This is a genomic window from Bradyrhizobium sp. SZCCHNR2028, from assembly GCF_032380995.1.
Lineage (GTDB): Bacteria > Pseudomonadota > Alphaproteobacteria > Rhizobiales > Xanthobacteraceae > Bradyrhizobium.
In genome coordinates this window covers 258295-273352 of sequence record NZ_JAUHJF010000003.1, presented here as the reverse complement: position 1 = coordinate 273352, position 15058 = coordinate 258295, and the positions used below count along the sequence as shown (strand labels likewise).

At 65.4% G+C, this 15058-nt stretch carries 14 protein-coding genes; 9 read left to right on the top strand and 5 right to left on the bottom strand.

What is annotated here, in order from left to right; genetic code table 11:
* Positions 1 to 70: 70 nt before the first annotated feature.
* Positions 71 to 2137, bottom strand: coding sequence for a threonine--tRNA ligase (gene thrS / locus QX121_RS07190; protein ID WP_315811530.1), 2067 nt, complete (start codon positions 2135 to 2137; stop codon positions 71 to 73).
* Positions 2138 to 2536: 399 nt separating this feature from the next.
* Here thrS and QX121_RS07185 point away from each other — a divergent pair, with 399 nt between their 5' ends.
* The 3 genes from QX121_RS07185 (at position 2537) to QX121_RS07175 (ending at position 5582) form a co-directional block, all read left to right on the top strand.
* On the top strand, positions 2537 to 3814 hold the full coding sequence (locus QX121_RS07185; protein WP_315811529.1) for a hypothetical protein: 1278 nt from the start codon (positions 2537 to 2539) through the stop codon (positions 3812 to 3814).
* A 94-nt stretch (positions 3815 to 3908) separates the two neighbouring features.
* Complete coding sequence (locus QX121_RS07180; protein ID WP_315776681.1) at positions 3909 to 5084, top strand: MFS transporter; 1176 nt, start codon at positions 3909 to 3911, stop codon at positions 5082 to 5084.
* A 147-nt stretch (positions 5085 to 5231) separates the two neighbouring features.
* Positions 5232 to 5582, top strand: coding sequence for a hypothetical protein (locus QX121_RS07175; RefSeq protein WP_315737513.1), 351 nt, complete (start codon positions 5232 to 5234; stop codon positions 5580 to 5582).
* Between the two features lie 21 nt (positions 5583 to 5603).
* On the opposite strand, the gene QX121_RS07170 is transcribed toward QX121_RS07175, so the two are convergent.
* Entirely contained in the window at positions 5604 to 6839 is a 1236-nt protein-coding gene (locus QX121_RS07170; RefSeq protein WP_409997754.1) for an alpha/beta hydrolase, read from the bottom strand.
* A 315-nt stretch (positions 6840 to 7154) separates the two neighbouring features.
* Between QX121_RS07170 and QX121_RS07165 the strand changes: the two genes are divergently transcribed.
* On the top strand, positions 7155 to 8528 hold the full coding sequence (locus QX121_RS07165) for an APC family permease (protein ID WP_315811528.1): 1374 nt from the start codon (positions 7155 to 7157) through the stop codon (positions 8526 to 8528).
* A 1-nt stretch (position 8529) separates the two neighbouring features.
* Positions 8530 to 9768, top strand: a complete 1239-nt coding sequence (locus tag QX121_RS07160) for a hypothetical protein (protein ID WP_409999321.1) — start codon at positions 8530 to 8532, stop codon at positions 9766 to 9768.
* A 10-nt stretch (positions 9769 to 9778) separates the two neighbouring features.
* Here the strand turns inward: QX121_RS07160 and QX121_RS07155 are convergent, their stop codons facing one another.
* Positions 9779 to 9991: a hypothetical protein gene (locus QX121_RS07155; RefSeq protein ID WP_315737515.1), complete on the bottom strand. Its 213-nt coding sequence runs from the start codon at positions 9989 to 9991 to the stop codon at positions 9779 to 9781.
* A 164-nt stretch (positions 9992 to 10155) separates the two neighbouring features.
* Positions 10156 to 10506, bottom strand: coding sequence for a membrane protein insertion efficiency factor YidD (gene yidD / locus QX121_RS07150; protein WP_315811526.1), 351 nt, complete (start codon positions 10504 to 10506; stop codon positions 10156 to 10158).
* A gap of 262 nt (positions 10507 to 10768) precedes the next feature.
* On the opposite strand from yidD, the gene QX121_RS07145 reads away from it, so the two are divergent.
* Positions 10769 to 11668, top strand: a complete 900-nt coding sequence (locus QX121_RS07145) for a hypothetical protein (protein WP_315780744.1) — start codon at positions 10769 to 10771, stop codon at positions 11666 to 11668.
* Between the two features lie 135 nt (positions 11669 to 11803).
* Here the strand turns inward: QX121_RS07145 and QX121_RS07140 are convergent, their stop codons facing one another.
* Positions 11804 to 12265, bottom strand: a complete 462-nt coding sequence (locus tag QX121_RS07140; RefSeq protein ID WP_315798710.1) for an iron-sulfur cluster assembly scaffold protein — start codon at positions 12263 to 12265, stop codon at positions 11804 to 11806.
* 227 nt (positions 12266 to 12492) lie between these two features.
* Here QX121_RS07140 and folE point away from each other — a divergent pair, with 227 nt between their 5' ends.
* From folE to QX121_RS07125, 3 genes are all read left to right on the top strand, one after another.
* Positions 12493 to 13200, top strand: coding sequence for a GTP cyclohydrolase I FolE (folE, locus tag QX121_RS07135; RefSeq protein WP_315737519.1), 708 nt, complete (start codon positions 12493 to 12495; stop codon positions 13198 to 13200).
* A gap of 29 nt (positions 13201 to 13229) precedes the next feature.
* Positions 13230 to 13658: a phosphoribosyl-AMP cyclohydrolase gene (hisI, locus tag QX121_RS07130; protein ID WP_315749472.1), complete on the top strand. Its 429-nt coding sequence runs from the start codon at positions 13230 to 13232 to the stop codon at positions 13656 to 13658.
* Between the two features lie 149 nt (positions 13659 to 13807).
* Positions 13808 to 14839 carry a lytic transglycosylase domain-containing protein gene (locus QX121_RS07125; protein WP_315811525.1) on the top strand — a complete coding sequence of 344 codons (1032 nt, stop codon included), beginning with the start codon at positions 13808 to 13810 and terminating at the stop codon, positions 14837 to 14839.
* Positions 14840 to 15058: the final 219 nt, after the last annotated feature.

Below are 15058 nucleotides of genomic sequence, written 5' to 3'. Positions count from 1 at the left end.
TAGCCCGGGTGAACGCAAGCGACACCCGGGGAAACTGTTCCCGCATGTCGCTGCTACGAACCGGGACAGCTCACGCCGCCTCGCGCTGACGGCGCCGCACGTCCGGCGGCGTCGCCTCGTCGACCAAAGCGGCGATCGCTTCCGCGGTCGGCATCACGGTCTGGCCGTCGCGCCCGAGCCGGCGGACGGAGACGGAATGCGTCTCGGCCTCCTTCTTGCCGACGACGAGCAGGGCCGGGATCTTCTGCAGCGAGTGCTCGCGGACCTTGTAGTTGATCTTCTCGTTGCGCAGATCGATCTCTGCCCGCAGACCCGCGCGCCGCAACGCCGCCAGCACCTGCTTGGCGTATTCGTCGCCTTCCGAGGTGATGGTGGTGACGACCACCTGCGTCGGCGCCAGCCACAGCGGGAAGCTGCCGGCATAGTGCTCGATCAGGATGCCGATGAAGCGCTCCATCGAGCCGCAGATGGCGCGGTGGACCATGACCGGCGCCTTCTTGGCGCCGTCGGCGTCGATGTAGAACGCGCCGAACCGCTCCGGCAGGTTGAAGTCGACCTGCGTCGTGCCGCACTGCCAGTCGCGGCCGATGGCATCGCGCAGCACATACTCGAACTTCGGCCCGTAGAACGCGCCTTCGCCCGGATTGATCTCGGTGCGGATGTGGTTGCTCTGCGCCTTGATCTCGTTCAGCACGGTCGCCATCACGCGCTCGGCGTGATCCCACATCTCGTCGGTGCCGACGCGCTTGTCCGGCCGGGTCGAGAGCTTGACCGTCAATTCGCCCTCGAAGCCGAAGTCCGAGTAGGTCGACAGGATCAGGTCGTTGATCTTCAGGCACTCGTCGGCGAGCTGGTCCTCGGTGCAGAACACATGCGCATCGTCCTGGGTGAAGCCGCGCACGCGCATCAGGCCGTGCATGGCGCCGGAGGCCTCGTAGCGATGCACGACGCCGAACTCGGCGAGCCGCAGCGGCAGGTCGCGGTAGCTCTTCAGGCCGTGCTTGAAGATCTGCACGTGACCCGGGCAGTTCATCGGCTTGAGCGCGAACCAGCGCTTGTCCTCGGCCTCGTCGCCGGCGGACTGCGCCGCGAACATGTTCTCGCGATACCAGTTCCAGTGACCGGAGGTCTCCCACAGCGACTTGTCGAGGATCTGCGGCGCGTTGACCTCGTCATACTCGCCGGCGAGACGCCGGCGCATATAGGCGATCAGCGCCTGGAAGATGCTCCAGCCTTTCGGATGCCAGAACACGACGCCCGGACCTTCCTCCTGGAAATGAAACAGGTCGAGCTCGCGGCCGAGCTTGCGGTGGTCGCGCTTCTCGGCCTCCTCGATCTGCTTGAGGTAGGCGTCGAGCTGCTCCTGCTTGGCGAAGGCGGTGCCGTAGATGCGGGTCAGCATCGGGTTGTTGGAATCGCCGCGCCAATACGCGCCCGCCACCTTCATCAATTTGAAGGCGTTGCCGATCTTCCCCGTCGAGGTCATGTGCGGACCACGACACAGGTCGAACCAGTCGCCCTGGTAGTAGATCTTGATCGGCTCGTTGCCCGGAATGGCGTCGACCAGCTCGACCTTGAACGCCTCGCCCTTGTCGCGGAACACCTGCTTGGTCTTCTCGCGGTCCCACACCTCCTTGGTGAAGGGTTTGTCGCGGCCGATGATCTCGCGCATCTTCTTTTCGATCGCGGCGAAGTCTTCGGGCGTGAACGGCTCGTTGCGGAAGAAGTCGTAATAGAAGCCGTTCTCGATCACCGGACCGATCGTGACCTGAGTGCCCGGCCACAGCGATTGCACGGCCTCGGCGAGCACGTGCGCGCAATCGTGCCGGATCAATTCCAGCGCGCGCGGGTCGTCGCGGTCGACGAGTTCGAGCTTGGCGTCATCGGTGATGGGATCGTCGAGGTCGACGAGGTCGCCGTTCAGCGCCATCGCGACGGTGCGCTTGGCGAGCGAGGGCGAGATGCCCTTGGCAATGTCGAGACCGGTGGTGCCCCTGGGATATTCACGCCGGGCGCCGTCTGGGAAGCTGATGGTGATCTTCTCGACCGGGGTGGCGGGCTTCAGGTTACTGAGGCTGTATTGGAAATTGGACTTTTGCTGGTCGGACTTGGAATCAGGCGATTTCGGATCGGACATGGGTCACTCCTTGAGCTCACTCCTGCGAACGAGCGCAGGTAAGCGGGAGCAAGGGGTATAGCAGGGGATTTTCAGGCTGCAACCGGGAGAGGGACGGGAAAACCGCCCAATTGCGGCTGGTGCGGCGATGCGGAGATTGCCGCCGCGGGCCGGTATGATACAACTTCAAGTGTTCGGGGCGTGGGGACGCGTTTGGCGATGGAGTCTGCAGGGGAGGCGCCGCTCTCCGTTTGTCGGCGCGGCGGCATTCATGTTGGGGCCGCACTGATCATGTGCGTGCTGTCGAGCCTGTCGTCGCTCGCGGCCGTTCCGGCGGCAACAAGGCCCGCGGACCAGTCCAGATCCATGGTCCAGCCAAGACCTCTTTCGCAGCAAAAGACTTTTTCGCAGCAAAAGGCTTTGCAGCCGAAGCCGGCGGCCCAGCCAAGGCCCCCGGCCAGGCCTGCAACGGAGTCCAGGCCGGCCGCGCGCCGCGCCCCGTCGCCGCGGATCGCAGATGGCTCGGCGCCGATTGCGTTCGCGCTCGTCAAGGGCTCCTCGGACGCCTGTGGACATGGCTGTGACAGCTGGATCGCCGCCGAAGGCAAGATCGACGGCGGCGCCGCCGCGCGCTTCCGCAAGTTCATGAAGCAGATCGGCGAGCGCAGTTTGCCGATCTACTTCAATTCTCCAGGCGGCAATCTGCAGCAGGCGCTCGCCATCGGCGACATGCTGCGCGAGCGCAAGGCCACCGTGCGGGTGGGACGTACCACCTTGCGCGAGTGCGGCTTCGAGCCTCAGGAGGGCGAAGCTTGTAGCAAGCTGAAGCTGTCCGGACGCGAGCTGCATGGCGAGGTCTGGACGCGGGGGGCGACGTGCAATTCGGCCTGTCCCTACCTGCTGCTCGGCGCGTCCACACGTGACATCGCAGCGGATGCGACGCTCGCGGTGCATTCTCCGCGCGTCATCCTGAACTTCACGGGCGGCGTGCCGACCCGCGAGATGCGGGCGCAGGCGATGCAGCAGGCGATGGCTCGGGCCGACAAGATGGTGCTCGACTACATCACCAAGCTCGGCGCGGATCCCGGTCTGCTGACGGTGGCGCGGTCTGTCCCGTTCGAGAGCATGCGCATCCTGACGCGGGAGGAGATCGCGCGGTTTGCGCTCGACAGGCGGCAGCGGGTGGAAAGCTCCTGGATGTTCGAGACCGCCAGCCGAGGGATTGCCTACAAGACCATTCTCGCACGTAGGGACGGTGAGAGCACGTTCCAGACCACGCGCTTGCAGATGGTCTGCTTCGATCAGGACCGCTTCGAGCTCGACGTCGAGCGCATCGCGCCGGCCGGCTCGCCGCCGGGTCCGCTGGCGATGGCGAGCGGAGATATGCGGCTCAATTTCCTCTCGCCGCCGCGGCGGTCGGGCGATCGCGAGACCTGGGGCGTGTTCCTGAATGCAAGCCAGGTGAAAACGCTGTCGTTGATGCCGTCGGCCGAGCTGAGCGATTCCCTGTTGAATGTCGCGCGTCGCAATGTCTCGACATTTCCGGTGAGCAGCGAAGGCCTGCAATCTGCCCTGAAGATGCTGACCGACAGCTGCCCGCCGTCCAAGGCCATCGCCCGTCCGACGAGTACGCCGGTTCCGTGGACGCAGATTCCCTCGCCGCAGGCCTCGGCGGCGCAGTCCGCCCCCGCGCGCTGACGAGAATGGACGAAGGAGGCAGGACGAGAGAAAGTCATGGACGGCATGAGACATTTTCATGCAAATGCATGGAATTCTCTGCTATTGAGGCGCGATGACATCCACATCCGCTCCCGGGCGCTTTGCGCCGACCGCGCTCATGCTCGGCAATCTCGTCACCGGCTGCTCGGTGCTCGCGCCCGCCGGCCTGCTGCCGGAGCTCGCCTCGGATCTTGCTGTCGGCGTTCAGACGGCGGGGCTCCTGATCACCTTCGGCGCGGTGGTGCTCTGCATCTGCTCGCCCTTGACCGCCTGGCTGACGAGCCGCTTCGACCGCCGCCGTCTGCTCGCAGCGACGCTCTTGGTGCTCACGCTCGGCAATCTCGGCTCGGCGTTTGCGCCCGATTATGCGAGCCTGCTCGCGCTGCGCCTCGTGATGCTCGCGGTCGGCGCTCTCTATACACCGCAGGCCGCCGGAACGGCGGCGCTGATCAGCCCGGTCGAGAGACGCGGCAGCACCATCGCCTATGTCTTCCTGGGCTGGTCGCTGGCGGCCGCCGTGGGGCTGCCCATGATCACCTTCATCGGCAGTCATTCCGGTTGGCGAGCCGCCTATCTCGCGGTCGGTGCGGCCGGCGCGGTCAGCTTCGTGCTGCTGACGTGGCGCCTGCCATCCGGCCTGAAGGGCGCGCCGGTCGCGTTGAAGACCTGGACCGAACTCGGCCGCAACCGCCTGGTGGTCCTGCTGCTCCTGGTCACGACCCTGCAGATGTCGGGACAGTTCGTGATCTTCACCTTCATGGGACCGTTGCTGAAGCGCCTGACTGGCGCCGACTCCAACCAGATCGGCCTGGTGTTCGCGATCTACGGCGCCTGCGGCTTTCTCGGCGTCGTCATCGCAACCCGGATCGTCGATGGCTGGGGAGCCTACCGGACGTCGCTCTTGTTCACCTGCCTGATGTTCGCCGGCGTGTCGGCCTGGACGCTGGCGGCAGGCACCTACGGCCTCATGGCGGTGGCGGTCGCAATCTGGGGGTTGGGGTTTGCGTCCACCAATTCGATGCAGCAGGTTCGGCTGGTGGCAGCCGCGCCGCCGCTCGCCTCGGCTTCGGTGTCGCTCAACACCTCCGTGCTCTATATTGGCCAGGCCATCGGCTCCGCGATCGGCGGCAGCCTGTTCGCGCGCGACCTGCTCGGCGCCACCGGCTACGTCGCATTGATGTTCCTGACCCTGGCATTGCTGGCAATCCTGGCCAGCCGCCAGCGCGCGCGGATCGCGGTTCCGGCCTGAGCAGCGGGTTGACGCTTGGCAAAGCCGGCCCGACCGGATTAAAGGCCGATGTCGTGGGGGCTGCTGGGGCGTGGATTCTGCCACGGCCGGCGAGTAGCATCGACGGACGTCCTCGCGTGCCCACGGGTCGGATGAGAGAGATATGGCATGAAGAAGATGATGTTGAGCCTGGCTGCAGTGCTGCTGTGCACCCCTGCGCTGGCCCAGAGCGCGCCGATGGTCGGTGACCGACCGCTGGTGCAGGTCAAGCCGAAGGGGACGAAGACCGCCGCCGCAGCGCCGGCCAAGCCGCAATCGGCGGCCGCCAAGCTCCAGGCCTGCCTGGAGATCGATGACGGAACCAAGGAGCGCCTGAACTGCTACGACGCCGTCATTCCGCCAGCCGCCAAGCCGAAGGCGATGAAGGCCAAGGCGGTCGGCGACTGCAAGTTCACCAAGGAAGAGGACGAGCGGCTCGCCTGTTTCAACGGCTTCGTCGAGAAGCTGCCGAAGTCCTGAGGCGTTGCGGCGGCCGCTCTCTCAGCGGCTCGACACGCGGTTCGACATGTCCTGGGCTCCGGCCGCAATCCGGATCGGCGGCTGGGCGGCCGCCATCTTGACCAGCACATCCTTGATCGGGTTGCGAGTCCAGGCCTGCGTGACGTAGTCGCGATGGGTGATGCCCTCGTCGGTCTCGACGAAGACGACGCTGCCCGGGCGCAGCGGCCGGTCCATGTCTTCGGAGACTTCGATGCCGCGATTGCGCAGCATCGCCATCAGTTCCTGATCATGCCGCGCGGTATAGCGCGTGTAGGAGCTGATGAAAAAGCCGGAGCGGCTGCGCTCGATCCAGTTGGCGAACTTGTCGAGCTGGCCGTAGACCGCATCGAGCAGCACGACGCCGCGCACGCGGTCGCTGATGCCGCCGACCTCGAGGCTCCATGCCGTGGGGAGGAAGCCGCCGCTGTAGCCGACGATTACGATGGGCATGCCGGCGAAAGTCTTCGCGCTTGCCGGATCGCCGGTCAGGCGGGCGAGGCTGGCCGCGGCCTCGTCCATGAAGCGCTTGAAGCCGCCGGGCTGCCAGAACTTGCCGGCGCTCGAATCGGCGGCGTCGACGGCCATCTGCGGCGCGAGCAGCACCGCGTTGACGCCGGCCGCGGTGATCTGCTGCGGCACCAACTGGCGGTCGCGCACGTCGCGCTCCAGCGTGGCGCCGTTGCCATGGAAGAACACGACGATCACGCCCGGCTTGCGCACATCGAATTGTTCGGGGACGTGCACCAGCACACGGCTGTCGTTGTAGGTCTGGTCCTGCCAGTAGACGCGGCCGGAGAAGCTGCGGTGGCCGCGGCGCTCACCGCTGCTGACGTTCAGGAACGGTGCGTCGGACGCCGGATTGTTGCCGAAATAGGGAAAGGCCGACGACTTCATGCTGATGAGGGTCGTCAGTTCCTCACGCTGCGGCCGTCCCGGCCGCTGCGGCTCCAGCGATGCGATCTGAGAGGGCGCCGGCTTCGGGGCGAAGTCGGAGGGCGTGTGAAGCCGAAAACTCTCCTGCGCGGACGGGAAACGGTCGCTGAATTCAGGTGCCGGAAAACGATCGTCGAAGGTCAGCCCCTGGGCCGTCGACGCGTTGGCGGCCAACGCCTCGGGATTGGGGGCCTTGCCGCAATGCGTGAACGAAAGGCAGATCGCCAGCGCCAAAGCCGCGCGCCACCAGAGGCACCAACCTCTGCGCACAGACCTCAAGATGTTATGGTCTTCCCCGATCATCCGTCCCCAAGACGAGTTCGAGCCGCAACACGGCTCTTCAACCAGCGGATTTCGTTCAACCTGCGCCGCCGAAATTGAGGTCGCGTTAAGGATCGTGTCCGGTCGACCCCGGGCGCACCGGGACACACCACGCGAACGTGTCGCGATTGTGGGACGCCTGGCGGCCCAATGCAATGTCGCAGCCCAGCCTGTCCGAAATCGGTTCATAAATACCCTTGATGAAGGTCATATTTAACGCCCGTTAACGATGTTTGAATGCTTCGGGGGGAACCTGGGCTGAGGCAGAGGAAGGGGCGCCGGGCGTCCTTCGACGAGATGGCTGCATCCGAGGCGGACGATCCCGGCCGGGGCCGGACAGACGGCGACCGGGTTCCATCCGTGTCGCTTCCGGTCGCGACTGCTATCGTCATCGCCGACATGATCGGGGTCGGCGTCTTCACCAGCCTCGGCTTCCAGGTCCGGGACATCCCGTCGGGCTTCTCCATTCTGGTGCTGTGGGCGGTCGGGGGATTGGTGTCGATCTGCGGGGCACTGTCCTATGCCGAACTCGGCACGATGTTTCCGCGCTCGAGCGGCGAGTACAATTTTCTCACGCGGGCGTACCACCCGGCGATCGGCTTCATGGCCGGGTGGGTCTCGGCGACGGTGGGCTTCGCGGCGCCGGTGGCGCTCGCGGCCATGGCGTTCGGAGAATATGGTCGTGCCGTCATCCCGGGCGCTCCGCCGCTGCTGCTCGCCACCGGCGCTGTCTGGCTCGTGACAGCAGTGCAACTCGGCGGCATCAGGCAGTCGAGCCGTTTCCAGCTGTTGTCGACCGTGCTGAAGCTCGGGCTCATCACCGCCTTCCTGATCGCCGGCTACACCATCGCCACCCCGCAACCGGTGACGTTCCTGCCAACCGTGACCGATGTCGGTCACGTGACGAGCGCGGCGTTCGCGACCGGACTGGTGTTCGTGATGTACGCGTTCTCCGGCTGGAACGCGGCGACCTACATCATCGGCGAGTTGCATGCGCCGGAGCGGACCTTGCCGCGCGCGCTGCTGTTGGGCACGGTGATCGTTCTGGTGCTCTACATCGCGCTCAACGCGGTTTTCCTGCGAGCCGCACCGATGGACGCGCTCGCGGGCCAACTCCAGGTCGCGAGCATCGCGGGCAGTCATATCTTCGGCGAGACCGGCGGGCGCTTCGTGGCCGCGATGATCTGCATCGGACTGGTTCCTTCCATTGCCGCGATGATGTGGATCGGCCCGCGCGTGCTGATGACAATGGGCGAGGACATTCCGGCGCTGTCGGTGTTCGCGCGGCGCTCGCGCAACGGGGCGCCGGCATATGCCGTCCTGTTCCAGCTCACGGTGGCCACCCTGATGCTGTTCACGGAGAGCTTCGAGGCGGTGCTGGATCTCGTCCAGTTCTCGCTCTTGTCCTGCTCGTTTCTCGCTGTGCTCGGACTGTTCAAGCTGCGCATCGCGCAGCCCGAACTCACGCGACCCTACCGCGCCTGGGGCTATCCGGTCACGCCGTTGATCTTCCTCAGCGTGACCTTCTTCATGATGTACTATCTCGTCGCGACGCGGCCCTTGCAGGCAGGGCTCGGCGCAGGCGCAATGGCGTCGGGATTGCTGATCTATTGGCTCGCTCACGCGCGATCGCGCCGTATCACCGCAACGCTCGCATCGGGTTCGGATTGAAATGCTGTTGGCCTCGAGAGTCTGGTTCGCCGTCGCATGTCTGATCCTTGCCATGAGCTTCGAGGCTCGAGCTCAGACCACCACGCCGGACGATACGGCGCGGGTGCTGGCGGGCATGCCGCCAGCGGCGGGCTCGCCGCTCCTGCCCTTCGTGCAGGATCCGGCGTGGCGGCGGCACGCGGCGTTCTTCGACAACGCCTTCAATCAGCTCGAGCAGCGACAATTGTCGAAGATCAGGGCCTGGGCGGATGCCAATCTGGCCGCGCCGCGGCCGGCGATGTTCTATTTCTTCTCGGGGCCGGATTTTCTCTATGCCGATGCCTTTCATCCGAAGGCAACGACCTATGTCCTGGTGGCGCTCGAGCCGACCGGCCCGATCCCGGACCTGACCAGATTGCCCCGAGGCAGCATCGGCCCGGCGCTGTCCTATGTCGAACGCTCGTTGCAATCGATCCTGAGTTTCTCCTTCTTTATCACCAAGGACATGAAGGTCGACTTGCGCGAAGGCGAACTCGAAGGGACCTTGCCAATCCTCTACGTCTTCCTGGCGCGCACCGGCAAGACGATCCGCGAGGCCAGTCTGATCTGGTTGGACGAGAATGGCGGATTGCACGGAAACAACGAGCCGCCGACGCGCAATGCGACCAAGGGCGCGCGCATCCTGTTTGCCGGCGCCGACGGGGTCGCGAAGACGCTCTACTACTTCTCCGCTGATCTCTCCGATTCCGGCGTGAAGGCCAGTGGGTTGTTCAAGTTCTGCGAGCCGCTGGGGCCGGGCGACAGTCTCCTGAAGAGCGCGTCTTATCTGTTGCATGAGAACGGCTTCGCACGGGTCCGCAGCTGGCTGCTGAAGAACAGCGCCACCGTCATCCAGGACGATTCCGGCATCCCGCTCGCGAGCTATGAGGCGCGGGCCTGGCGTTTCCTGCCGTTCGGGCGCTATGCCGGGCCGATCGACAAATTCCCGGACATGTACCAGAGGAGCTATGCGAGGCTGTTCGAGCGTGCGCAGCCGCTGGAATTCGGGATCGGCTATCGTTGGCGCACGCGTGAATCGAATGTCCTGCTCGCGGTGAGATCGCCTCCGGCCGACGCGACGGTCTCGGCCGAAGCGAGCGCCCCTGCAGAAACGGATTACCAGCCACCGCCGCGCGCCCGGCGCGTGCCGCGGCCGCTGGAGCCGGTTCCTCTCTATCCGCCGCCGCGGCGCGACGATTTCATCTTCTGGCCGAGATGGTAGGGGGTGAATATCACCAGTGCACGCTCTGGCTGGGCACGATGTAGGACGTCGTCGGCGGGGGCAGGGCGGTGCTGTCGGCAAGATAGCGCCAGGCACCGACAATGACGATCAACAAAGCGATGATGCAGAGTAGATCCACCTGGCGTGCGTCGTGGTGGCCGGCCTGATCGGGACCGATGCTCTTGCGGGAACGGTTGCTTCTGGGGCTGATTGTCCAGCGCATCGTTGTTTTCCTCCCGAAGGAAGCATCACATCAATGCAGGTCGAGGCAGCGCGGTTCCTGATGGGAGCGCCGGCTCGTGACGTAAGGATAATCGTAGCCCGAGATTTCGCCAGGGCCATGTGCTGCAGATCAATTGACGAGCGCGACGTCTGTTGCGCTGCACATCAGCCCGGGCCGTTGACGCCGCGCCATCGCGCGTAGCGCCAAGGCAGATACCAGTGAGCGCCTGCGGGAGCCGTTGTTGGGACGTTGTCGATGCCCGAGGTGCCAAAGGGCTGGCAGCGCAGCAGACGGGCGAGCGTCATCCACCCGCCCGCCCAGAGTCCGAAGCGTTCGATGGCCTCATCGGCATAGACCGAGCAGGTCGGCAGGTGCCGACAATTGTAGCCGACCAGCGGCGACAATGTGTGGCGGTACAGCCAGATCAGCGCGTGAGCAGCGCGCCGCGGGAGTCGGGCCAGCAGCGACCCGATGTGCGCAGAATGGCAGCCGGTGTCAGAGCATGAGTGCTTCATGAGCGCGATGCCAGATGGATGTGCGAACTTTTGACCGGTTCCTCGGCAGGGAACCCGGCTCGCGTTCATTTGTGGTGATGTGATGCAACAATGGCCGGTTTTCAGCGGCGCCGCAGCACGCCGCAGCTGGACGGTCGGTGATTGCCCGGATACGTTTCCCGACAAGGATGTGACAGACTAATAACGGATTTGAGGCCAGGTTGTCAGGTCTTTCCGCGAGAAAACCGAGGAACTGCGTACCGAGCTTGACGAGGGGGACGGATTGCGCGTGAGATTGCTGCGGTCGCGTGAATTGCGCTGGATGCTACTTGGTGTTGCAGCGCTTGGTGCGGTGGTCGGTAGCGCGATCACCATCATGTCAAACACGGCGCGCGCCGGCGGCGCGCTCGAAGAGCGCAAACTCCCGATGCGGTTCGGTTGGGTCGCCTGCGAGCCAAATTGCGGCTGGGTCAGTGCGGTCGGGATCGTCACCGGCGATACGCCGAAGGATTTCGAGGATTTCGCGAGGGATCGCGACCTGACGGGGGCCACCCTGGTGCTCGACTCCAGCGGCGGCTCGGTCAACGACGCCATCACCTTGGGCCGCCGGTTCCGTGGGCTGAAGATGCGCACCACCGTCGGCATGACCCAGCGTCCGAGCCGCGCGGGTGACCGGCCGCGCGTCATGCCCGAGGCCTATTGCGAGTCGATGTGCGTGTTCCTGCTGCTGGCTGGAACCACGCGTTATGTTCCGGATACGGCCCATGTCCGCGTTCACCAGATCTGGATGGGAGACCGCGCCGACGACGCCAAGGCGGCGAGCTATACGGCGCAGGACCTGATGATCGTCGAGCGCGACATCGGGCGTCTCGCCAAATACACCTTCGAGATGGGCGGAGCGGGCGATCTGCTGTCGCTGGCGCTGAACGTGCCGCCCTGGGAGGACCTGCATGAGCTGTCACGCGCCGAGCTGCGGCTCACCAACGTCGTGACCACGGATCTGGTTGCCGAGGTGCTGCCGCCGAAGGGGGCCGTGCCGGTCGCCGAGCTCGCACAGAAGCCGCAGGCCAAGGACAAGCAGCAGGACCGCTTCTCCGTGGCGCTGGACCGCGACAAGGGGCAACTGTCGCGTACCGCCGAGGCTCTGCCGCCAGCGACGGTCGCCACGACGCCGCAGCAATAGGCATCGACGTCGCCGGGGCGAGCCGGACCTCCGCGTCCAATCATGAGCTTGCCGACGACCGCTCCCGCATGCCGGTGCGCTCATGCGGGCTATGGATCTGTCAGTCTGCACGCACGGGTGGGAAGCGGTGCCGCCTCAGCCCTGAGCCGCGGCCGGCTGCTCGCCGTTGGTCTTGGCCTCGATCTGGCCGATGGCATCCACCACGGCGTCGAACGTCAGCATCGTGGAGGCGTGGCGGGCCTTGTAGTCTCGCACCGGCTCAAGCAGGGCAATGTCGGCCCATTTGCCCTCCGGCGGCGCACCGTTCTCCTTCAGCATCCTCCGGACCGTCTCCCGCAGCTCGCGCAGCTCCGCGGCGCTGGAACCGACGACGTGGCGGGCCATGATCGAAGAGGAGGCCTGGCCGAGGGCGCAGGCCTTCACGTCATGGGCGAAGTCGGTCACCACGGGCCCGTCCATCTTGAGGTCGACCTTGACGGTCGAGCCGCACAGCTTGGAATGGGCGGTGGCAGTGGCGTCCGGGTGGTCCAGCCGTCCGAGCCGCGGAATGTTGCCGGCGAGCTCGATGATGCGCTTGTTGTAGATGTCGTTCAGCATGTGCCTGACGTCCCGGAATTACCGGCGTGGCGGCCTTGGCGGCCGGGTTTCATCGCCCTATATTGCGAGTATATGGAAACGATTGGCAGGAATTCCAGCCACATCCACAGGCGTCCGGCGCGAGAGGCGCCAAGCCTGCGTGTGGCACCTCTGCAGGTGACGCCCTCAAGGTGATGCTGTGCCGGTGACACTCCGGTCGGACCGCCGACCGGTCGAACGGAGTTGAGATGGACACTTTGATCAAGACGTTGCGTGCGAACAAGCCCGAGGGCAAGCCGTTAGACGCCAAGCTGACTGACGCTCGCGCTGCAGAGCTCGATCCCGCCGAGTTTCTCGCTGCCGCCGTGCGGCCCGACCGTGCCAGGCCGTCGCGGGCCGAGGCCGAGGCCGCAGTCTATACGCTGTTGAATTACATCGGCGAGGATCCGACCCGCGAGGGGCTGGTCGATACGCCGCGCCGGGTCGTCGAGGCCTATGACGAGCTGTACCAGGGCTATCACCAGTGCCCGGCCGAGGTGCTCGACCGCACCTTCGGCGAGACCGCCGGCTATGACGACTTCGTGCTGATTCGCGACATCGAGTTCACGTCGCAATGCGAGCATCACATGATGCCCTTCTACGGTCGCGCGCATATCGCCTATACGCCGGTCGAGCGGGTGGTCGGCCTGTCCAAGCTGGCGCGCCTGACCGACATCTTCGCCCGCCGCCTGCAGACCCAGGAGCATCTCACCGCCCAGATCGCGGCCGCGATCGACGAGGTGCTGAAGCCGCGCGGCGTCGCCGTCATGATCGAGGCCGAGCACACCTGCATGTCGGTGCGGGGCGTCGCCAAGCACGGCGCCATCACCTTCACCAGCCGCTTCACCGGCATGTTCAGGGACAATCCGGCCGAGCAGTCGCGCTTCCTGTCCATGGTGCGGTCGCCGCAACGGTAAGCCTGCCGACCCGTTGAGCAGAGAGTTTCGTGTCTTCATCCTCAGTTGAGCGCGAGGAGGGCTTGGCCTTCCTGCCCAAGTTCGACGCGGCCGGCCTCGTCACCTGTGTGACGACCGATGCCGTGAGCGGCGACGTGCTGATGGTCGCCCACATGAACGAGGAGGCCCTGCGCAAGACGGTGGCGACCGGCGAAGCCTGGTATTTCAGCCGCTCGCGCAATGCGTTGTGGCGCAAGGGTGAGAGCTCGGGCCAGACCCAGCGCGTGGTCGAGATGCGCACCGATTGCGACCAGGACGCGGTCTGGTTGCGCGTCGAGCAGGCCGGCGCGGCGTGCCACACCGGCCGCCATTCCTGCTTCTATCGCAAGGTCGAGCGATCGGATGACGGCAGCGGCGCGCGGCTCGTGTTCGTCGATGCCGACAGGCTGTTCGATCCCGCCGAGGTCTATCGCAAGTAGGCCAGCGACCTGCGTCCTGACGTGCCCGGTCGTTCATTGGCCCGGTCGGGCCCTGCGAATTAACCCGCCATTAACCATACCCGCCGCATTTTGCCGGACGTTTCCGGCGCGTTCGTCTGCCAGCGAATCTGCAAACAGCGGGTCTTCCCATGTCGGTCGACGCATCCAACTCCTCGTCCACCGGTTTCCTCGATGGCGTCCGGGCGAAGGTCGCCGGCGCGATCAAGCAGGCCGCTGACAGCGTCGGCACCAGCTTCGAATATCTGTTGTCGACCGCCAAGATGGAGTCGGACTTCAATCCGACCGCCGGCGCCTCGACGTCATCAGCGCGCGGGCTCTACCAGTTCATCGACCAGACCTGGCTCGGCACCGTGAAGGAAGCCGGCGCCGATCTCGGCTATGGCCAATATGCCGACGCGATCACCCGGACATCGTCCGGCGACTACACGGTCAGCGATCCCGGAATGCGGCAGGCGATCATGAAGCTGCGCGACGACCCGCAGGCGTCGTCCGCGATGGCCGCTGCGCTCACGCAATCGAACAGTTTCCAGCTCGCCGGCAAGATCGGCCGTCGGCCGACCGATGCCGAGCTCTACATGGCGCACTTCATGGGTGTCGGCGGCGCCGCAAAGCTGATCACCAGCACCCAGGAGACGCCGAATGCGTCGGCCGCGCGGATGTTTCCCAGCGCCGCCGCGGCCAACCGGCCGATCTTCTACGATCGCGACGGACAAGCCCGCAGCGTGTCCCAGGTCTATGCGGTGCTGAACACGCGCTATGCCGGCGCCGCCAACTCCTCGGCGACGCGCGGGGCGCTCGCCCTTTATGGAGGGGCATCGGCGAATGTCGCGGCCAATGCGGCCGGCGGTGGTGCGCTGCCGACGACGGACACCGCCACCTTCCTGTCGATGTTTCCGGATGCGCGCGGCTCGTCGCAAGCCGCATCTTTGACGACGGCCGACGCATCGGCCGCCAACCGGCCGGCGGACCCGATGTTTCGCTCGCTATTCCAGGTTGACGGCCAGTCGAGCCAGGCGGTCTCGCCGACCGTCCGCGAATTGTGGGGCCGCTCATCAGTCGCTAGCGCGGCCTCGCCGGAGGGCGGCGGTAACGATGGCGGCGGCAATGGCCAGCGCAGACTCGACCTGTTCAGCGATCCCCACGGCACCTTTTCGGGCTGATGTGCCGGCTAAGGCGGTCCGCACTCGTCGCTGAACCATTGATCAAAAAGAACTATTTTCGACCTTTCGCCACGGCTTGCACTGCCGGCGGCGGCCGCATTTCGCCCGTTGGACTACGGCCAAATGAGACATCCAGAGGTAGCATAATATAGTTTTGATTTACCTCCTTAACAAAACATCAACAAAACCAGCTACTTATGGTGAACGCTTTGTTAAGCG